At 66.1% G+C, this 19,758-nt stretch carries 17 protein-coding genes; 8 read left to right on the plus strand and 9 right to left on the minus strand.

From position 1 onward, the window contains the following. Positions 1 to 161: 161 nt before the first annotated feature. Positions 162 to 1,883: a gamma-glutamyltransferase gene (gene ggt / locus U5809_RS27605; protein ID WP_322088852.1), complete on the plus strand. Its 1,722-nt coding sequence runs from the start codon at positions 162 to 164 to the stop codon at positions 1,881 to 1,883. A 112-nt stretch (positions 1,884 to 1,995) separates the two neighbouring features. Here the strand turns inward: ggt and U5809_RS27610 are convergent, their stop codons facing one another. From U5809_RS27610 to U5809_RS27640, 7 genes are all read right to left on the minus strand, one after another. After that, complete coding sequence (locus tag U5809_RS27610) at positions 1,996 to 2,607, minus strand: ANTAR domain-containing response regulator (protein ID WP_322088853.1); 612 nt, start codon at positions 2,605 to 2,607, stop codon at positions 1,996 to 1,998. 6 nt (positions 2,608 to 2,613) lie between these two features. Continuing rightward, a complete protein-coding gene (locus U5809_RS27615; RefSeq protein WP_322088854.1) occupies positions 2,614 to 3,756 on the minus strand; it encodes a transporter substrate-binding domain-containing protein in 1,143 nt (380 codons plus the stop codon). Between the two features lie 31 nt (positions 3,757 to 3,787). Next, on the minus strand, positions 3,788 to 5,344 hold the full coding sequence (locus tag U5809_RS27620) for a nitric oxide reductase activation protein (RefSeq protein WP_322088855.1): 1,557 nt from the start codon (positions 5,342 to 5,344) through the stop codon (positions 3,788 to 3,790). Beyond that, a complete protein-coding gene (locus tag U5809_RS27625; protein ID WP_322088856.1) occupies positions 5,341 to 6,180 on the minus strand; it encodes a CbbQ/NirQ/NorQ/GpvN family protein in 840 nt (279 codons plus the stop codon). Before U5809_RS27625 ends, U5809_RS27620 begins: the two co-directional genes overlap by 4 nt. After that, positions 6,180 to 6,662, minus strand: a complete 483-nt coding sequence (locus U5809_RS27630; protein WP_322088857.1) for an AmiS/UreI family transporter — start codon at positions 6,660 to 6,662, stop codon at positions 6,180 to 6,182. Before U5809_RS27630 ends, U5809_RS27625 begins: the two co-directional genes overlap by 1 nt. A 68-nt stretch (positions 6,663 to 6,730) precedes the next feature. Continuing rightward, entirely contained in the window at positions 6,731 to 7,768 is a 1,038-nt protein-coding gene (locus tag U5809_RS27635; protein WP_322088858.1) for an aliphatic amidase, read from the minus strand. A gap of 455 nt (positions 7,769 to 8,223) precedes the next feature. Further along, positions 8,224 to 9,639 (minus strand): TolC family protein, encoded by a 1,416-nt coding sequence (locus U5809_RS27640; RefSeq protein WP_322088859.1) that lies wholly within the window; start codon positions 9,637 to 9,639, stop codon positions 8,224 to 8,226. A 290-nt stretch (positions 9,640 to 9,929) separates the two neighbouring features. Between U5809_RS27640 and U5809_RS27645 the strand changes: the two genes are divergently transcribed. The 7 genes from U5809_RS27645 (at position 9,930) to ppk2 (ending at position 17,516) form a co-directional block, all read left to right on the plus strand. Further along, complete coding sequence (locus tag U5809_RS27645; RefSeq protein WP_185714672.1) at positions 9,930 to 10,094, plus strand: hypothetical protein; 165 nt, start codon at positions 9,930 to 9,932, stop codon at positions 10,092 to 10,094. A gap of 225 nt (positions 10,095 to 10,319) precedes the next feature. Then, positions 10,320 to 10,505 (plus strand): hypothetical protein, encoded by a 186-nt coding sequence (locus U5809_RS27650; RefSeq protein WP_322088860.1) that lies wholly within the window; start codon positions 10,320 to 10,322, stop codon positions 10,503 to 10,505. A 144-nt stretch (positions 10,506 to 10,649) separates the two neighbouring features. Beyond that, positions 10,650 to 12,770, plus strand: a complete 2,121-nt coding sequence (locus U5809_RS27655; protein WP_322088861.1) for a peptidase domain-containing ABC transporter — start codon at positions 10,650 to 10,652, stop codon at positions 12,768 to 12,770. Next, positions 12,767 to 13,771, plus strand: a complete 1,005-nt coding sequence (locus U5809_RS27660; RefSeq protein WP_322088932.1) for a hypothetical protein — start codon at positions 12,767 to 12,769, stop codon at positions 13,769 to 13,771. The genes U5809_RS27655 and U5809_RS27660 overlap by 4 nt, the downstream gene beginning before the upstream one ends. Before the next feature lie 12 nt (positions 13,772 to 13,783). Further along, complete coding sequence (locus U5809_RS27665) at positions 13,784 to 15,079, plus strand: HlyD family secretion protein (protein WP_282510336.1); 1,296 nt, start codon at positions 13,784 to 13,786, stop codon at positions 15,077 to 15,079. A 4-nt stretch (positions 15,080 to 15,083) separates the two neighbouring features. Continuing rightward, the gene (locus U5809_RS27670) at positions 15,084 to 16,478 is read left to right on the plus strand and encodes an OmpW/AlkL family protein (protein WP_322088862.1); all 1,395 of its coding nucleotides are present in this window, start codon (positions 15,084 to 15,086) and stop codon (positions 16,476 to 16,478) included. Positions 16,479 to 16,565: 87 nt separating this feature from the next. Next, positions 16,566 to 17,516, plus strand: coding sequence for a polyphosphate kinase 2 (gene ppk2, locus U5809_RS27675; protein WP_322088863.1), 951 nt, complete (start codon positions 16,566 to 16,568; stop codon positions 17,514 to 17,516). A gap of 298 nt (positions 17,517 to 17,814) precedes the next feature. On the opposite strand, the gene U5809_RS27680 is transcribed toward ppk2, so the two are convergent. Next, positions 17,815 to 18,402, minus strand: a complete 588-nt coding sequence (locus U5809_RS27680) for a YigZ family protein (protein ID WP_322088864.1) — start codon at positions 18,400 to 18,402, stop codon at positions 17,815 to 17,817. A 474-nt stretch (positions 18,403 to 18,876) separates the two neighbouring features. After that, a complete protein-coding gene (locus U5809_RS27685) occupies positions 18,877 to 19,734 on the minus strand; it encodes a LysR family transcriptional regulator (protein ID WP_322088865.1) in 858 nt (285 codons plus the stop codon). Positions 19,735 to 19,758 lie beyond the last annotated feature (24 nt).

A 19,758-nucleotide genomic window follows, 5' to 3' on the forward strand; every position in this document is an offset into this window, starting at 1 on the left:
ATCAACCGCACACAATCGGGGTCGATTCGTAGTGTACGGTGCATTTTCCCGCTGAATTGCCGGATTCACTACGAAACCGTCATATGGCCGACGCTGCGCCAGCAGCTATAAGCGGATCAGGTGCTTTTCCTGCCTGAAGAAGATCCACATGGGGACATGCAATGACTACGCTGAATCGCTTCAAATCATCTGCTGCCGTGCTCGCGACGGTGGCCGGCATCGGGTTTCTGCCGAACGCGCCCGCGTATGCGAAAGGGCCGCAGCCGGCGGTCCTGACGAGTTCGGCGGTGGCGGTGGCCGACAAGTACAGCGCGGATGCCGCGGAGCGGATCTTCAAGGAGGGCGGCAACGCGATCGACGCGGCCGTCGCGATCGCGTTCACGCTTGCCGTCACGTATCCGGAAGCCGGCAACATCGGCGGCGGCGGCTTCATGACGATCTACAAGGACGGCAAGCCGTACTTCATCGACTATCGCGAGCGCGCGCCGCTCGCCGCGACGAAGGACATGTACCTCGACAAGGACGGCAACGTCATCAAGGACATGAGTCTTTACGGCCCGCGCGCGGCCGGCGTGCCGGGCACGGTCGCCGGCATGTGGGAAGCGCAGAAGCGCTTCGGCAAGCTGAAGTGGAAGCAGGTGCTCGCGCCGGCGATCCACTATGCGCGCGACGGCTTCGTCGTCGACGAACAGCTCGCGCAGCGCGGCGTCGACGCGTCGAAGGAGTTCGGCGGCAAGACCAACTTCGACAAGTACTTCTCCGGGCTGAAGGCCGGCGCGAACTTCAAGCAGCCGGATCTCGCCGACGTGCTCACGCGGATCGCGAACGACGGCGCGGAAGGGTTCTACAAGGGCAAGACGGCCGAGCTGATCGCCGCGTCGATGAAGACGGGCGACGGCAACGGACTGATCACCACCGAGGATCTCGCGCAGTACCGCGCGGTGTGGCGCCAGCCGGTGCAGGCGAAGTGGAACGGCTATGACGTGATCACCGCGCCGCCTCCGAGCTCGGGCGGCATCGGCCTCGTGCAACTGTTGAAGATGAAGGCCGACCTCAAGCCGGACTTCGACGGCGTGAAGCTCAACTCACCGCAATACATCCACCTCGTCGCCGAAATCGAGAAGCGCGTGTTCGCCGATCGCGCGCAGTATCTCGGCGATCCCGACTTCTACAAGGTGCCGATCGCGCAGCTGACCAACGATGCATACATCGCGAAGCGCGCGGCCGAAGTGAGCCCGACCCAGATCGCCGACACGAAGAGCGTGCAACCGGGCCTCGGCACGACGATGCCGGAGAAGGCCGAAACGACGCACTTCTCGGTGGTCGACAAGTGGGGCAACGCGGTGTCGAACACGTACACGATCAACGGCTATTTCGGCTCGGGCGTGATCGCCGACGGCACGGGCATCGTGCTGAACGACGAGATGGACGACTTCTCCGCGAAGCCGGGCGTCGCGAACATGTTCGGCGTGGTCGGCAGCGACGCGAACGCGATCGAACCGAAGAAGCGCCCGCTGTCGTCGATGTCGCCGACGATCATGACCAAGGACGGCAAGGTGTCGCTCGTGATCGGCACGCCGGGCGGCTCGCGCATCTTCACGTCGATCTTCCAGGTGATCAACAACATCTACGACTTCAAGATGCCGTTGAAGGAAGCCGTCGGCGCGATGCGCTTCCATCACCAGCTGCTGCCGCCGAACACGATCTTCTGGGAGCCGTACCACCCGATCGAAGGCGAACTCGCGAAGCAGATCGAGGCGCGTGGCTATACGCTGAAGGGACAGGATTTCAGCGGTGACATCCAGGTCATCAAGATCGACGGCAACACGCCGGAAGCAATGGCCGATCCGCGCGGGCGCGGCGTGACGCGGATCATCCGCTGACGTGAAGCGATACCGTGCGCGCTTGCGAAAGCGGCGTGCACGTCGGTCGGCAGCCGGGAGCGTCGATCCGGCTGCCGAATTCTTTTAGCCGGTCGTCCGGATGAAGCCAGCGTCAGCGCTTCAGCAGCGCATGCGCCTGCACGATCTGCTCGGCGAGCTGGTTGATCGAGATGCGCCGCTCCATCGCCTGCGAGCGGATTTGCTGGTAGGCCTCTTCCTCGCTGATCGCGTTGTGCTGCATCAGCAGCGTCTTCGCTTCCTGCAGCGTGCGCACGGACATCGCGCGCTGTTCGAGCTGCGCGATGCGGCGCCGGTATTCGTCGTGCCGGCGGCTCTGGTGGCACGCGAGCGCCATCGCGCTCAGCAAGCCGAACGAGCGCACGGGCGTCGTCACTGCGCTCTGCGCATCGATGCGCAGCATCAGTTCGAGGATGGTCGGGCTTTCGTAGGTCGTGACGGCGATCAGCGGCGGCCGCGCGTCGTCCTCGAGCCACGGGATCGACAGGTGCAGCAGGTCGGGCCGGACCGCGAGAATCACGAGATCGACGCTCTCGGGCAACGCGGCGGGCGGCGGCCAGCGCTGCTCGGTCGGGCAGCCGATGCGCGACAACTGCTCGACGAGCAGCAGGCCGTTGTCGTCGTCCGGGTAGTACACCATCACGCGGAGCGAACGCAGTTCGGTGAGCAGGCGCGGCGTCGAGCGGATCGGGGTGCGGGCGCGCATCGTCGATTACGCCTTCAGTTCGTCGGGCGTGTGCACGCGGTCGCCGAGCGAGTGCGTGACGAGGTATGGATCGGGATGCACGCGGCGCGTCGCTTCGCGCACGATCGTGAAATTGCCGTCGGCCGTCGCGCAGCCGATGCGCGGATACAGGCACGTGTGCTGCGTGAGCCGGTCGATCTTCACGCGTCCCTGCGGCGCGTCGAATTCCGCATCCGCGAGATGTTCGACCAGCCGGTCGCGCTGATCGGTGCCGGCGCGCGCGAGCGCATTGGCGAACAGGTGGACCTGGAAATACGCGGCTTCCCACGGCGCGGACGCGCTTGCGTCGTCGCCGAAGCGCGCCTTTAGCTGCGCGATGCAGCGCCGGTTCACGTCGGAATCGATCGTCTGGAAATAGGGCGACGACGTGTAGTGGCCGGCCGCGGCCGCGCCCATCTGGCCGAGTTCGATCTCGGACGTCGTCAGGCTCGCGATCGGCATCTTGCGCGCATCGAGGCCCGCTTGCGCGTAGGCGCGGTAGAACGCGGCCGTGCTGTCGCCGACCAGCGTGCTGAACACGAAGTCGGGCGCCTTAGTGCGGATATCCTCGACGACCGCCGCGAAATCCTGCTCGGACGCGACGAGCGGCATGTACACCTCGCCGAGGATCTGGCCGTCCGGATGCTGCGTGACGAGGTCGATCATGATGCGGTTCGACTCGTACGGATAAATGTAGTCGGACCCGACCAGGTACACGCGCGCGCCGAACTGCGCGGTCATGAATGCGGCGAGCTGCACGCTGTTCTGGTTCGGTGCGGCGCCCGTGTAGATCACGTTCGGCGAGAACTCGAAGCCTTCGTAGAGCGTCGGGTAGAACAGCAGCTTGTCCCACTTCTCGACGATCGGAATCAGCGCCTTGCGGCTGCTCGACATGTATCCGCCGAACAGCACGTTCACGCGCTCGGTGGCGATCAGCTCCTCGGCGAGCCGCGCGTAGACGGCCGGGTCCGAGCACGCGTCGCGCACGACGGGCACGATCTCGCAACCGTTCGCGCCGCCCGCTTCGTTGATCTCGGCGATCGCCTGCAGCGTGCCGCGCAACTGGCTTTGGCCGAGGTGCGACGTGCATCCGCTCTGCGAGAACAACACGCCAACCTTCACACTGTTCATTCGTCCATCCTGATTCTTGCGGGTAGGACCGTCACGCGGTCAGCCGCCCGGCCGCTTGCGCGACGACGGCGGGCAGTGCGTCGCCGTTCGCCGCGTGCAGGCAGCTCGGGCCGACGCCAAGTATTGTAGACAACCCGGGCGGTGCGCCGAACGACAAGCCGGCGATCGCGACGCCGCGCCGCCGGCCCTGGCGTGCCGCGTGACGTGCATCCTCGACGAGGTAGCGCGGGTCGAACACGTCGATGTCGGCGGCTTCGCCGTCGCCGATCATCAGCACGGCGGCGCGCGTGCAGGACGCTTCGCGCCGCAGCAACGTCAGCGCATGGCGCAGCGCCGCTCCGGTGCGCGTGCTCATCCCGGCGTTGGCCGCGAGTAGCGCCGCGCGGCGGCCGGGGTCGAACGCTTCGCCGAAATTCTTGAAGCGCGCGTAGTACACGCGATGGCGGCCGTCCGACGTGTAGCCGTGAACGGCCCAGCGCCGTTGCTGCCGGTCGAACAGGTCGCCGAGCACGAATGCGGCGCGCTTCTCGAGCGCGGCGACCTGCGCGGCCGTCGACGCCGACAGGTCGAGCAGGATCAGCACCGGGCCGCGCGCATCGTGCGGCACGCGGCGGCGAAACATGCGCGGATCGGGCGCATGCCCGGTGCGGCGCGAGATACGTGCGGCGATCGCCGCATCGACGTCGAGCGTATCGCCGTCGAGCTGGCGGCCGATGCGACGCATCGGTTCCGTTGCGCGCGCGGATGGCATCCGCTTCGCCGCGCGCCGATCGGCGTCGATCAGTGCGGCAAGCGATGGCGACGGCGCCGACGTGACGGGCGCGCGTTCGATGACGGTCGTCCAGTCGCGGCGCTCGCGCTGCGTGTGGCAATTCCATTCGGGGTAGCGCGGCGCATCGGGTGCCGGTGGCGGTTCGTCGTCGGGTTCGTCGCTTTGGCCGCCGGTCGCGGCCGACGTCTCGACGCCTTCGTTGCCGGCTCGTTCCGATGCAGCGGCGGGTTGCGCCCACAGCCACGCGTTGTCATCGCGATAAGGCAGCCATGCGCCGTCGTCGGGCTCGAAGCGCACGCGCATCTGGCCGAGATCGTTCGCGAGCCGCGACGCGATCGTGCGGAACGCGCGGTAGTCGTCGAGTGCGTCGCGTTTTTCGTTGAACAGCTGCGCGCCCTTGGCGACCCACGGGTTGCCGTCTCGATACGTCGGATCGAACAGCGCCTTCGCGAGCCGTGCGCACAGGTGGCCGAACGTCAGCCCTTCGCGGTCGATCGGTGCGAACGCCGGTGCCCAGAAGGTCGCCAGCCCGGGCCAGGTGCGTGCGAGCAGCGTTTCGACGCGCGCATCCTCGATCAGGCCGGCAACGGCGACGCCGATCGGCGTCAGTGTGTCGGCCGGTTCGCCGGACGGCGAATGCAGCCAGTGCGCGAGTGCGTGCGCGGCCGCCGCGACGCGCGCGGCGGGCGACAGGGTGCCCGGCACACGCAATGCGGCGTGACCGAGCGTCGTGCGCAGCGCCGCATCGTCGAGCCGCACGTCGGTCTCGAGCGCGGTCATCCCGTGCAGGAAGCGGGCGAGGTGCTGCGCGCTCATGTCGCGAAGTGCGCGGCGGCCATCGTCTGCAACGCGGCGCGCGTGTCGGCGTCGTCGGTCGCCGCGTCGCTGATCGCGATCCGGCACGCGTCGAGCGGCGCGAGACCCGCGACGATCAGCCGGGCCGCATGCACGAGCAGGCGCCTCGACGCACCTTCGTCGAGCCCGTTGCCGGCCTGCGCGAGCGCGCGCGTGCGTTGTGCGAGATCGACGAGCCGGCGCGCCGTGTCGCGATCGGCGCCGCTTTCGCGCACGATGACGTCGGCTTCGTGCGCGGCGTCCGGATAGCCGAAGTCGATCGCGACGAAGCGCTGCCGCGTCGACGGCTTCAACCGCCGGTGTTCGCCGTGATAGCCGGGGTTGTACGAGATCACCAGATGGAAATCCGGATGCGCATGCACGACCTCGCCGAGCCGGTCGAGCGGCAGCACGCGTCGCGAGTCGGTCAGCGGGTGGATCACGACCGTTGCGTCGGGGCGCGCTTCGACGATCTCGTCGAGATAGCAGATCGCGCCATGCCGCGCCGCGAGCGTGAGTGGCCCGTCGGCCCAATAGGTGCCGTCGGCGTCGAGCAGGTGGCGGCCCGTCAGGTCGGCCGCCGACGTGTCGTCGTTGCACGCGACCTGGATCAGCGGCAGGCCCATGCGCCACGCCATGTATTCGACGAAGCGTGTCTTGCCGCAGCCGGTCGGCCCTTTAAGCAGGACCGGCAGGTGATGCCGGCAGGCCGTCTCGAACCAGTCGGCCTCGGCGCCGGCCGGCTGGTAGAACGGCGCATCGGCGATGCGGTGCCCGGCGAGCGGATCGGTGGCCAGTGGCGTATCGCGTGCGCTCATTACCACCTCCCCGTCATCATCAGCATGCCGGGCAACCAGCAGGTGCCGACGCCTATCGCGATCGTGTAGCCGGGCAGGAAGCGCACGGTCCGCTTCAGCCCGAGCGCGACGAAGAACAGGAACCACAGGCTCGACCACAGCAGCCACATCGCCCCGAAACGCACGTCGTTCGACGTACTGGCATAGACGAGCGCGCTGATCGCGACGAACAGGCAGTACCAGCCGAGCCCCGCGCCTTGCAGCCCGCGCCACTGGACGGCGGCGAGGTACAGGTACGTGAACGCGAACAGCAGCCCGCCCGCGCTCGAAAAATACTGCGGCGGCGCCGATGCCTGCACGAGGCCGGCGAGGTTGATCAGCAGCGCGAGCAGCCCGACGAGCAGGTTCAGGCCGGCCGCGTCGCGCGGTTCGATGCGGCCGGTGAGCGCGACGCCGTTGACGACCAGCACCGCGCCGATGAAGAAGAGAGCGACACCGAGCATGATGAAGGCTCCAGAGTGAGACGGCGCCGTTCGCGCACGCAGCGCGAACGGCCGGGCGGGGCGCGGGTTCAGCGATGCGCGGGCGCTTCGGACGGAATGCCTTCGATCGGGCATTCGGGCGTGCCGGGTGTCGCGCGCGTCAGGCGCTCGACGGCCTGGCGCGTGCCGTCCGGATCGTTGACCCAGTTCGCGTAGAACTCGAACGGGCATTGCGCGACGCCGTTCGGCGATTCGCCGGAACCGATCTTGCCCGTGTAGCCGCGGTGCAGCAGCTTGTACAGGTGGTTCTGCGACTGCATGTTGCGGCGCGCGTCGCGGATCAGGCTCACCGACAGCTCCGCATACTGCACGCCGTTTTCTTCCTCGCCGCATTCGCCGAGCGTGCGGCCGTCGAAGCCGACGATCGCCGAGTGGCCGAAATACGAATACACGCCGTCGAACCCGGCCGCGTTCGCGACCGCGACGTAGCAGTTGTTCATGAACGCCATCGCCTTCGACACGAGCACCTGCTGGTCCTTCGCCGGGTACATGTAGCCCTGGCAGCGCACGACGAGTTCGGCGCCGCGCATCACGCAGTCGCGCCAGATCTCCGGATAGTTGCCGTCGTCGCAGATGATCAGGCTGATCTTGAGCCCCTTCGGCCCGTCGGCCACATACGTGCAGTCGCCCGGATACCAGCCTTCGACGGGCACCCACGGCATGATCTTGCGGTACTTCTGCACGATCTCGCCCTGGTTGTTGATCAGCACGAGCGTGTTGTACGGCGCCTTGTTCGGGTGTTCCTCGTGACGCTCGCCGGTCAGCGAGAACACGCCCCACACGTTCGCCTTGCGGCATGCGGCGGCGAAGATGTCGGTTTCCTCGCCGGGGATCGTCGATGCCGTGTCGTACATCTCCTTCGCGTCGTACATGATCCCGTGCGTCGAGTATTCGGGAAACACGATGAGATCCATGCCGGGCAGGCCGCGCTTGATGCCGACCACGCGCTCCGCGATTTCACGTGCGTTCGCGATTACGTCGGCGCGCGTGTGCAGGCGCGGCATCTTGTACTGGACGACGGCGACGCCGACGGCGTCGTTGCTGCTGGAAATATCGCCATGACGCATGGTGTGCTCCTGGTTCAGGTGAAGACGTGCGTTTTCGAAAGACAAAAAAAAGCCCTTGCCTCGACGAGCGAGGCAAGGGCTTCTTTGCCGGTCTGTTCATCCGACAACGCTGTCGGATAACGGGAATGCGGATGAGTGGCCGGATACGCGGCCGGCGAAGCGCAGGCTATCGGGCTCGCGCTGCGCACGATCGTGGGACGTCTTTGTCCACCGGATCGATGGGAAGCACTCTATGCAAAGTTTTTTTCCGATGCAACATCGCGTATACCCCTGCACGTCGTGATGGGGCGGCGGCCGATGTCTTGTGCGGTCGGGACCGGACATCGCGCACCACGAACGTGCAGGGTCGGACGCAAGTTTGCGGGAGGATGCGAGATGGCATCGCGATGCGCCGATACATCGACACACCCAATAACGTTGCGCGTACAACCTTTTATTGGTGTGCCGATGCGTGCTCAACCGCGGTCGGTCGCCGCGTTGCTTTCGAGGAAGCTGTCCACCGCCACCAGCGACTGTTCGTCGAGCGTGCCGAGCACGCTTTTCAGCTTCAACTGCAGCTTCAGCGCATCGAGATAGCTGTCGAACAGCTTCTGCCGGATGCCCGAGATGTCGCGCCTCAGGTTCAGCGTTTCGTACGTCGTGCTGTAGCCGACCTGATGCGCCTTCATCGACGAGTCGTACGCGAGCCGCGCGGCCTGCAGCGACTGCTGCAGCGCGCGGATGCGTTTGCCGACCGATTCGAGCGCGGACAGCGCCTCGCGGTGATCGGTGCCCAGCTGCTCCTCGACCTCGCGCAGCCGGTTGCGGTATTGCTCGGTCACGTGCTCGGCTTCCACCTGCCGGTAGTACACGCTGCCGCCGGAGAAGATCGGAATCGTCACCTGCACGCCGAACGCGCTTTGATGGAAGTCCGAGCGATCGGTGAGCCCGCGCAGGTTCGGGTTGAGCCCGCGCGAATACGACGCGAACAGGTCGACGGTCGGCAAGTGCTCGGCGCTGACGCGTTTCGCCGCGAGCCGCGCGACCTGGACGTCGCGATACGCCTGCCGGTACGCGGGGTTGTCCTGCGGCGCGTAATCGCCGGACGGAATGCGCGGCGATGTTCCGCGCATCGCGAGCCGGGGCCAGCGCGAGAAATCGATCGTCGAGCCGAGCAGCGTCTCGTAGCGCGCGCGACGCGCGTCGACGTCGGTCTGCGCAAGTGCCTCGTCGGATTCCGCGAGGCTGCGGCGCGCCTCGATCTCGGCCGTGTCGCCGATCGTCTTCATCCCGAGCTGCGCCATACGTCGCGTGTCGCTTTCGAGCCGCGTGAGCGCGCTCACTTCGTCGTCGGCCGACTGCAGTTTCTCGCGCGCGCTGAGCAGGTCGAAGCACGCGTTCGCGACGCGCAGGATCAGGTCCTGCTTCGCGACCTCGAGCTTTTGCTTCGCCGATTCCTCGTATTCGGTCGCGCGCCGCATGTCGTACAGATAGGGCACGTTGAACAACGCTTGAGTGACTTGCGCGGAACCGTACGCGGCATTGCTCGACCCGCTGACGTCGATGCCGAACAGGTTCGCGTGCGTGCCGTAGCGTCCCCATTCGAGTTGCGCCGCGGCCTGCGGCAGCATCTGCGCGCGCGCTTCGGGGAATTTCTGGCGGGCCGCATCGTACTCGCTGCGCGCCTGGAGGTAGCGCGGATCGTGCACGGATGCGTACTGGTAGGCCGTGTCGAGGCAAAACGCATGCGCGTTTGCCGATACGCCGACCACTGTTACAGCGAACGCTGTCATGGTTGCAAGTCGGGGATTCCACCTAGTCGAAATTCTTGATCGGGAAATACCCGTATTCCGCGTCGCCGATCCGCGATTCGCGCGCCTCGTTTCAAACATGGCCGTCTCCGTCTCCTGCCCGTGCCGCAATGCGTTGCGGCGGGATTTAAACGTTTTGAAATTGAAATTCAAACAGCATGAATGTCTGCTACCCGTCACATATCGGAAAACGCACCTGTAAGAGTGTGTCCTCCATTGAATTCCCATGCGCCCGCATGATAGCCTGATTTCGGCTCGTAATCGCAGTGATTATTAGATTAACAAGTCGCTAGGGATTAAAAGCCGTTTGTCTTTCAATGAAGGTTCTTTGCATCATCTTTATTTTTTACGAGGAGAGAATGATGAAGGTCATGACGACGGAACAGGTCAGGAATGTGCATGGCGGCGGTGCGATCAGCTCGCTGGGTAGCCTCGCCGTTGACGCCGCGCCGGTGGTGACCGCGCTCGGCCAGTTCCTGCCGAGCCTCGGCAATTACCTGCAGAACCCGAAAACGTTCAATAACACCGGCAAGTAACCGCCGTGCGCGGGGAGGCGCCCCCCGCGCGAAATGCTGCGAAACAGAAGGAAAAGAATCGATCGCCGCAGTGGCAATAAAGCGACTCCGGAATACATTATTTCGGATTCGGGCGATTATCAGGAGGCAGGAGTGCCGGATTATCCCCGTAATAAAGTTAACGGCCGTTTATATTTCAATTGGCTGACGGTGGCGGGCATTCCGACAATATAAAGGCCACAACAAATGCGAGACATCACGGAAGAACAGGCCCGCCAGATTCGCGGCGGCGCGTCGCTTTACTCCAATTCGGCCGCCTATACGGTCGAGCTCGTCAATCAGTCGATCGGGACCACGATCCAGGGCCTGATGACCCAGTACCAGACCCACGCCGTCGAACAGTTCCGGATGTCGCTCGGCTCGTCGCGCTGAGCGGCCCGCCGGGCGACCGGTAACACCGATCTTCCGTCGCAGCCGGCAGCGTGCCGGCTGCGCCCATGCGTATCGCGCACGACCCGTCACGGGCCCGCACCGGCAGGCCCGGGCGGCGCGTCGTCGCGCCCCGGGTATCCGACCATGCTCTTCAATACGCGTAAAGTCCGTCCGGTCCTGCAGGACGAGGTGACGGAGTGCGGCCTGGCCTGCCTCGCGATGATCGCGTCGTGGCACGGGCGCGAAACGACGTTGCGCACGCTGCGCAACCGCTATCCGGTCCGGATCGATTCCGGGCTGTCGTTCTTCGACCTGATGGAGATTTCGAACGATCTCGGCCTGCGCGCACGCGGGCTGCAGTTCGACGCGGGCGAGCTCGATGGGCTCAAGACGCCGTGCATCCTGCACTGGGGGATGAACCACTATGTCGTGCTGACGAAGGTCGGCTACGGCAGCGTGCACATCGTCGACCCCGCGCTCGGCGAGACGAAGCTGCCGCTCGCGCAGGCACTCACGCACATCACCGGCTACGCGCTCGAGCTGAATCCGGACATCGGCTTCACGCGGGCGGGGCAGGCTGATCGGATCCGGCTGCGCGACTACCTCGAAGGTCTGACGGGCATCCGCAAGAGCCTCGCGATCGGTATCGCGGGCGGCGTCGCGGCGCAGCTCCTGCTGCTGCTCGGCCCGTCGTACGTGCAACTGACGATCGACGAGGCGCTGAAGAAGACCGACGTCGACATCCTGTACCTGCTGACGATCCTGTTCGCGATCGTGTTCCTGTTCGACACGCTTTACGCGAACCTCGTCGGCAACATCAAGAGCTACCTGCGCAACATCGTGTCGCAGCAGCTGTCGGCGAACATGGTCGGCCATCTCGCGCGGCTGCCGATCGCCTATTTCCTGTTCCACAACACCGGCGACTCGATCTCGCGCGTGTCGTCGGTGTCGGAGGTCGGGCGGTTTCTCGTCGATGGGCTGGTCGGCGGGCTGCTGAATATCGTGACCTGCACGCTGACGCTCGTGCTGATGCTGTACTACAGCCCCGTGCTGGCCGGCATCAGCCTCGCCGGGATGGTGCTGTTCGCGCTGAGCCGGCTCGCAATCCAGCCGCAACTGCAGGACGCGATGTCGCAGATCCTCACGCGTGGCGCCGAAGCCGACGCGCTGCTGATCGAGAACATCCGCTCCGCACACTCGATCAAGCTGCTGTCGGCCGAGACCGCGCGCAGCAGCCTGTGGGTCAACGCGTTCACGCAGAAGCTGCAGGCGATGCGCCAGCAGGAGCGGCTGCAGTTGCTGTTCGATGCCATCTCGAAGGGGATCGTGCATGTCGAGCAACTGGTGATCGTCACATACGGCGCGTGGCTCGTGATGCACGGCCAGAGCACGATCGGCGTGATCTATGCGTTCATCCAGTACAAGAACCTGTTCGCGGACAAGTTCATCGATTCGATCCAGCTCCACGTGCGCCGCAAGGTGCTGCAGGTTCACATGGACCGCGTCGCCGACGTGCTGCAGACCGAGACCGAGGAGCCTGCGCCGGACGCGGTCGTGCGGCCGGTCGACGGATTCGACGGCGCGCTGTCGATCCGTGCGCTGTCGTACACGCCGAAGGGCGGCAACCGCCCGATCCTGCGCGACATCGCGCTCGACGTGCCGGCCGGCAGCAAGATCGCGATCGTCGGCCGCACCGGCAGCGGCAAGACGACGCTGCTGAACCTGATCTGCGGGCTCGTGCGGCCGGACCCCGGCACGCTGTTCGTCGGCGGCGTCGATCTCGCGGAAGTAAACCTGCGGCAGTACCGCAAGCATCTCGCGGCCGTCACGCAGTCCGACCAGCTGTTTCGCGGGACGATCCGCGACAACATCACGAACTTTGCGCCGGCGCCGCGGATCGGCGCGATGTTCGACGCGGCGAAGCTCGCCTGCATCCACGACGAGATCGAGCGGCTCGACCATCGCTACGACACACCGCTTGGCGATACGCAGAAATTCCTGTCGGCCGGCCAGATGCAGCGGCTGCTGATCGCGCGGGCGCTGTATTGCGAGCCGCGCCTGCTGATCCTCGACGAGTTTTCGTCGAACCTCGACCAGGCGACGACGCACGAGATCTGCCGCAACGTGCTGACGCTGCCGTGCACGATCGTGCTCGTTACGCACGATGCGTCGATCCTGTCGATGGTCGACCGTATCTACCAGATGCACGACGGCGTACTGATCGACGCGACCGACGCATGGCGCACGAACGAGGAGACGCGGTGATGCTCGGGCGCCTCTTTCTGCTGAATCCGTTCTCGTATGCGTTCCTGGTGCGCCGCGCGGTGCGCGCGGTCGCGCTGCGCACGTCGCCCGCGCGCGGGCTGCGGCTGATGCGCTGGTGTTCGGGCGCGTGCCTGCGCTGTTTTCCGTGCATTCGCGAATCGATCGAGCGCGCGGTGGCGTACATGCTGAGCGCGCACCTGAACGACGATCCGCGGCGCGTGCGGGAAGTGTCGGCCGCGATCGTGCGCGAGCTGTTCGAGGCCGAGTTCGCCGGGCTCAAGCTGCGCACGCACAGCCTCGAATCGATGAAGTCGATGATCGACGGGATGGCGTGCGAAGGCGAGGACCAGCTGCGCACGGCGCTCGCGCGCGGCGGCCCGCTGATGCTCGCGGGGCTGCACTTCGGCAACCTGATGCTGTTCGTCACGAAGCTGCGCTTCATGATTCCCGACGATCGCAAGCTGATGGTGATCCTGCATCGCGATGCGCCTGGCGCGTTCTTCGACGATGCGCTGCGGCTCGTCGCCGAATACGGCGCCGGCGAAGTCGAGTTCATCGACATCGACGAGCGCGTGCACCTGCGGCGGCTGATCACGAGCCTGCGGCGCGAGGCGCCCGTGTTCCTGCTGTTCTCCGACCTCCATGGCAAGTTCGGCAAGACCAACCGCTGCCGGCTCGGCGGGCGCTGGGTGCGGATGGCCGGCGGCGGCGTGAAGCTCGCGGTCGAGCAGGGGATTCCGCTGCTCGTCGCGTACGCGACGGGCGTGCCGTTCCGCGATCGCTGCGCGGTGCATTTCACCGAACTCGCGGCCGGCCCGCTCGCGCCGATGCTCGGCGCGGACGACGACGCGTCGCCGGTGCGCGCGACGCACCAGCGCATCGCCGACCGGCTTGAGCAGGCACTCGTGCGCCAGCCCGAGCAATGGCATTTCTGGGAACACTTCACGCCTTACCTGATGCCGACGCCGCTGCTCGATGCGGCCGCGCGGCGTCGCTCCTGAGGAGCCTGCCCCATGCCGAACTGGAACGCTGCCCTCCGAGAACAGAAACCGTCGCGCAAGCTCGCGCGCGGCACGACCTTCGGCACCGTGATCCACGGTGTCGTCGACGTGCCGGTGTCGATGCGGTTCTTCTGCTACCTGTCGCTGGCGATGTTCGCGATGTTCGTGACGGCGCTCGTCGAGCTGAGCTACGCGAATACCGAGAGCGTGTCGGGGATGCTGACGCCACGCTCGGGGCTGATCGGCGTCAGCGCGCCGCCGGGCTGGGCCGTGCGCGACATCTACGTCGGCAAGGACCAGCAGGTGAAGGCCGGCCAGCGGCTGCTGGCGGTGACGCGCGACACGAGCTTCGTGAGCCAGGCGAACAACGTGCAGGGGATGCGCGCGGCGCTCGACCGGCAGCGCGTCGAGGTCACGCAGCAGATCGATGCGGCACGCCTCGAATACAAGTCGTCGGTGCAGCAGATCAACCAGCAGATCGCCGCGCAGGGCGAGAGCCGCGGGCTGATCGACCGGCAGATCCAGGACCAGAAGCGCATCGTCGACGAGTACGGCGAGCGGCGCGCCCGCGTGAAGCAGCTGCTCGACGAACAGGTCGTGACGCTCGAACAGTACAACCAGGTCAACACGCAGTACCTGCAGGCCGGGCAGGCATATCAGGACCTGCTGCTGCGCCGTGCCGAGCTCGCGAAGAATGCGATGAAGCTGCGCGGCGATCTCGACACGATGCAGAGCAAGTACGACGGCGCGAACGCGGAACTGAAGATCAAGCAGGAGGAGCTGAACGCGAAGGAATACAACATCGACGAGAACGTGAACCAGGTGTTGTACGCGCCCGCCGACGGGCAGATCGTGCGGCTCGACGTCGTGCAGGGCGGCGTGATCGACCCGCCGGGCACGCGCGTCGTCGAGATCCTGCCCGCGAAGGCCGACGGGCTGATCGCCGAGGTCTACATTCCGTCGTCGAAAGCCGGCTTCGTGAAGAAGGGGCAGGAAGTGAAGGTTGCGTACGCAAGCTATCCGGTCGAGAAGTTCGGCACCTATCGCGGCAAGGTGCTGTCGATCTCGCCCGTTGCGTTCTCGGCGAAGGAGCTGAACCTGCCGGGCGATGCGGCCGCGCCGCAGACCTACTTCAAGACCTGGGTCGAACTGGCTGATCGTACGCCGTCGTTCGAAGGGCGGCCGCTGTCGCTGCGGGCCGGGATGATGCTGAAGGCCGACATCGTGCTGGAGCGGCGCAGCCTGCTCGAATGGCTGTTCGAGCCGCTGTACCGGATCCGCCAGCGCCTGTTCGGCGTGCCGGCCTGAGCCGATGACGAATCGCGATACAACCCGCCGCCGCGTGCGGCCGGGCGCCGCGCGTCCGCTGTCGCGCTGGATCGGCGCGACGCTGTTCGCGTGCGCGGCCGCCGCGCACGGCGCGCCGCAGCCGGACGGCGATGCGGAGCCGCGCTGGCAGGCCGGCGCCGACGGGATCGGCTTCTGGCCGGGCGGCGATGCGGACGGGTTCGATGCGCGCGCTTGGGCGACCGATACGGAGCCGGTGCGTGGCCGGCGCGAAGGTGCGTCGGTCGACGTGCCGCCACCTGACGCCGTTCCGCTGACCGCACGCAAGATCACGCTCGGGCAGCGAACCGGCGGAGCGGCGCGCGCGTGCGCGGCAGCGCGCGACGATGGCACGGACGGTATCGGCTTCGACGGCAACGGTGCGGTCGGCGGCTGTGATCCGGCTGCGACGCACGACGCAACGGCGGATGGCGCACCGGCCGGCGGCGTCGTCCACGCGGACCGGATGCCGTACGAGCTGCATCCGGTCGATCCGTCGAGCCTGCCCGATCTGCCGGCCGCACAGGCGCCGCCGTTGCTCGAGCAGCTGATGGGTGACGACCGCAACATGGTCGGCCTCGGCTGGCACTTCATCGCGACCACCGGCCGGTCGACGCCCGTGACGACGCACACTGACGCGCTCGGGCTGAACAGCTTCCAGAACCAGGGTTCGAGCCTGTCGCTGAGCAATACGAACACGCTGGCGTTCACCTTCACGCATTTTTTCTCGGAGAACTGGGCGGCCGAACTCGGGGCCGGCATTCCGCCGGTGCTGACGTTGCGCGGGCGCGGCAGCATCGCGTTGCCGCTCGATCGTATTTTTGCCGGCGTCCCGGGGCGCTTTCCGCTGATCGATCTCGCGAACACGCAAAGCAACCCGCTCGCGACCACGCGCGCGTGGCTCGGGTCCGTCGTGTTCAAGTACTACCTCGGCGAGCGCGACGATCGCTTTCGCCCGTTTGCGGGCATCGGCCTCAGCTATACGCGCTTCACGAACACGAACCTGAACCCCGTGTTCCAGCGCAAGCTGGCGTCGCTCGGCGGGCTGCTCGCGGCGGGCGCGGACATCGGCAGCCTGCAGTCGTTGCTGCTCGACCCGGCGTTGTTCCAGCGGATCTGGGATGCCGGCGGCGACCTGTTGCTGTCGGGCCGGACCAACGTGTCGGCGAAGGTGAAGAGCGTGTGGGAGCCGGTGTTTACCGTCGGTGCGAGCTACCAGATCACGCGCCAGCTCTGGATCACCGGAATGGTCACCTACATCCCGCTGCGCACGAAGATCACGCTCGACATCAGCCAGCCGAACCGGACGCTCGCATCGAATACGTTCGACATTTCGGCGAACCCGGTGCTGGCCAGTGTGCTGCTGAACTTCCGCTTCTGACGGGTGTGGCGCCAATTTTCATGAATTTGACGCGCGACACTGGGATAATGGCCGCGTTTGGCTGCGTCAATGATGGAAGGAGGCCCCATGGGCGACAACGATACCCGCACCGAGACCGACAACCTCGCCGATACGAACTCGATGGAAGCGCGCCAGCGTCGTTTCGAGGAGGATCTCGTCGACGCGTACGACGAAGAACTCGAGATGGAACTCGATGACCGGCGCTTCGACGACGGCGACGAGTTGCTGTTTTCGCAAGAGCGTCGCGAGGCGCGCAAGGAATATTTCCGCGAGTTGTTCCGGCTGCAGGGCGAACTCGTGAAGCTCCAGGACTGGGTCGTGAGCACGGGGCACCGGCTCGTCGTCATTTTCGAAGGGCGCGACGCAGCCGGCAAGGGCGGCGCGATCAAGCGCATCACGCAGCGCCTGAACCCGCGCGTGTGTCGCGTCGCCGCGCTGCCCGCACCGAGCAACCGCGAGCGCACGCAATGGTATTTCCAGCGCTACGTCGCGCATCTGCCGGCCGGCGGCGAGATCGTGCTGTTCGACCGCAGCTGGTACAACCGCGCGGGCGTCGAGCGCGTGATGAATTTCTGTACGGACGAGGAGTACGAGGAGTTTTTCCGGTCGGTGCCCGAGTTCGAGAAGATGCTCGTGCGCAGCGGGATCCAGATCGTCAAGTACTGGTTCTCGATCACCGATCACGAGCAGGAAGTGCGCTTCCAGGCCCGGATCGAGGATCCGCTGAAGCAGTGGAAGCTGAGCCCGATGGACCTCGAAAGCCGCCGCCGCTGGGAGGCCTACACGGCCGCGAAGGAAGAGATGCTGCAGCGCACGCATATTCCCGAAGCGCCTTGGTGGGTCGTGCAGGCCGTCGACAAGAAGCGCGCGCGGCTGAACTGCATCCACCACCTGCTGACCCAGGTGCCGTATCACGAGGTGCCGCACGCGTCGATCGACCTGCCGCCGCGTGAGCATCACGAGGATTACATCCGCCGGCCGACGCCGGACGACATGATCGTGCCGGATACGTACTGACCTGGTTCACCCAGGCCGGTTTTGATGGGAAGAAGCGCACCGCGTCATGCGGTGCGCTTTTTTTGCGTCTTCGCCGGGATCGACGGATTCACGGGACGGGTTTTACAGTCTTTCAAGATATCGAATTGACAGCATCGAAAGCGTGCCGTAATGTGCGCTTCGATGAGCGTCGTCAACGTCGAATCGAGCCGTTCAGACGCGCCAAAGCATACGACCGCGCCGAGAGACCCACGCGGAAGCCAGAACCTGAGAGACTGTATAAAAATAAATCCAACGGAGCGTGGCCGAGTGTCGACGCTCAAAGCACCGGGAAACCCGCGCGTCCCTGCGTCAGGTCGAACAGTTCCGCTCGCGCATCGGCCTCGGCGGTCTCCGGCAGCTTGATCACGAGCTTCACCGTCATCCCGTACGCGCTGTCCACCAGTTCATAGCCGGCCTGTTCGATCCAGCGGCGCACGCGCGCCTCCTCGGGGTAGCCGATCTCGATCGCGAGCCGCGTCTGGCGAACGCGCTCGATCCGCTCGGCATCGAGCAGCGCCGACGCGATTGCATCCGTGTATGCGCGTACCAGTCCGCCCGCGCCGAGCTTCACGCCGCCGTAGTAACGCACGACTGCGCCGAGCACACCGTCGAGATCGTGATGGCGCAGCACTTCGAGAATGGGCCGGCCCGCCGTGCCCGACGGCTCGCCGTCGTCCGACATGCCCGACTGGCCGCCCGCCAGCAGCGCCCAGCACACATGAGTGGCCGTTGGATGCTCGTCGCGCAGGCGCTGCAGCGCCTGCATCGCGGCGTCGCGGTCGTCGACGGGGATCGCGAGCCCGATGAAGCGGCTCTTGCGGATCTCGAGTTCGCGGGTGTAGGTGGTGGCGAGCGAGTAACTCATGCGCCGCGAGATGAAAAGTGCAAGGAAATCAACGCGATGATGGTTTGGATGTTGACCCGGGCAGGCATGGGTGACCTGCACGGGCGGGTGACATGAACGGGGAATTTTACCGTGGCGCGCATCGAAGCATGTCGATGCGATCAAAACGCGACTCAGACGCGGCGACATCTCCGCGGATCGTGGTGTCCGGATGACCGGTCAGGGTTGCCGTGATGCCACGGGCCCGGCGCCGATCTGGCGTGCGTACAGCTCGGAAACGTCGACCGATCCTACTTTCGTCCACGGGAACGGATAGACGCTGAAGCATTGGTCCGTGGCCAGCCCTGAACCTCGGCTTGCCAGCCGGGCCAGCGCATGCTCTCGTAGAAGTCGTGCAGCCCGTTCTTCCAGCGGACGCATGTGTGTTCTCTCCGGGAGGAGCGGTTCGGCTTCGGCCAGGCGTGAGCGAGACGACCAGCACCGACGCGTGCGATCTCAACGCGTGCCGACCGACGACCTGAGCGCCGCGCCCAGCGTGCGCAATGCCTGCCGCGCACGTGCATCGGTCAGATTCGAATGAAGCACCACGTCGCGTGCCGGCAACGGTGGCAGCCCGTATCGCATGCCCACGTCGACCGTGCCGGCAGGCGCCACGCGATGCCCGAGCGCCGCGACGGCCAGCCCCGCCGATACCGCCGCGCCGATCGTCGCGACACCGCCGCCGACAAAGACTTCCGTCCAGGCGACACCGGCTTCGTCGAGCGCGCCGACCGCCATGCGGCGCACGCTGCATGGCTCGGCCTGGGTGGCCAGCCGCAGCGGTTGCGGCGGATGGTACTCGAAATCCGCCGCCGCCATCCAGCCGAACGACTCCGACAGGATGGTTTCGCCGTCGAGCCGCCGGCTGTCGTGCTGCAGCGCGACGGCTGCGTCGAGCTGGCCGCGATCGAACGCGTCGAGCACGTCGCGTGATGCCGCGACGCGAATCTCGAGCACGAGCGCCGGTTCCGCTTCGCTCATGCGCCGCAGCAGCATCGGCAGATCGGCGCCGACGACATGGTGGCTGACACCGATCACCAGCCGCCGCTGCCCGGTGCCGAATGCGCCGACCGCGCCGTGGTGTGCGGCCACCAGTTCGCGCGCGGGCGCCAGGAACGCGGTGCCGTCAGCAGACAGGCGCACCTGCCGTGGCGTGCGCTCCAGCAGGCGGCGGCCGAGACCGTCTTCGAGCCGCTTGATCTTCAGGCTCACCGCCGATTGCGTCGTGTCCATGGCTTCGGCGGCCCGTGTGAAGCTCTTGAGGTCGGCAGTCAGCACGAACGCCTGCACGGCTTCGATGTCGAGTGTTTTCATCGCGTGCTCATCCATTTGAAAAGC

Source organism: Burkholderia sp. BCC1999 (assembly GCF_905339975.1).
In the GTDB taxonomy this organism is placed as follows: Bacteria; Pseudomonadota; Gammaproteobacteria; order Burkholderiales; family Burkholderiaceae; genus Burkholderia.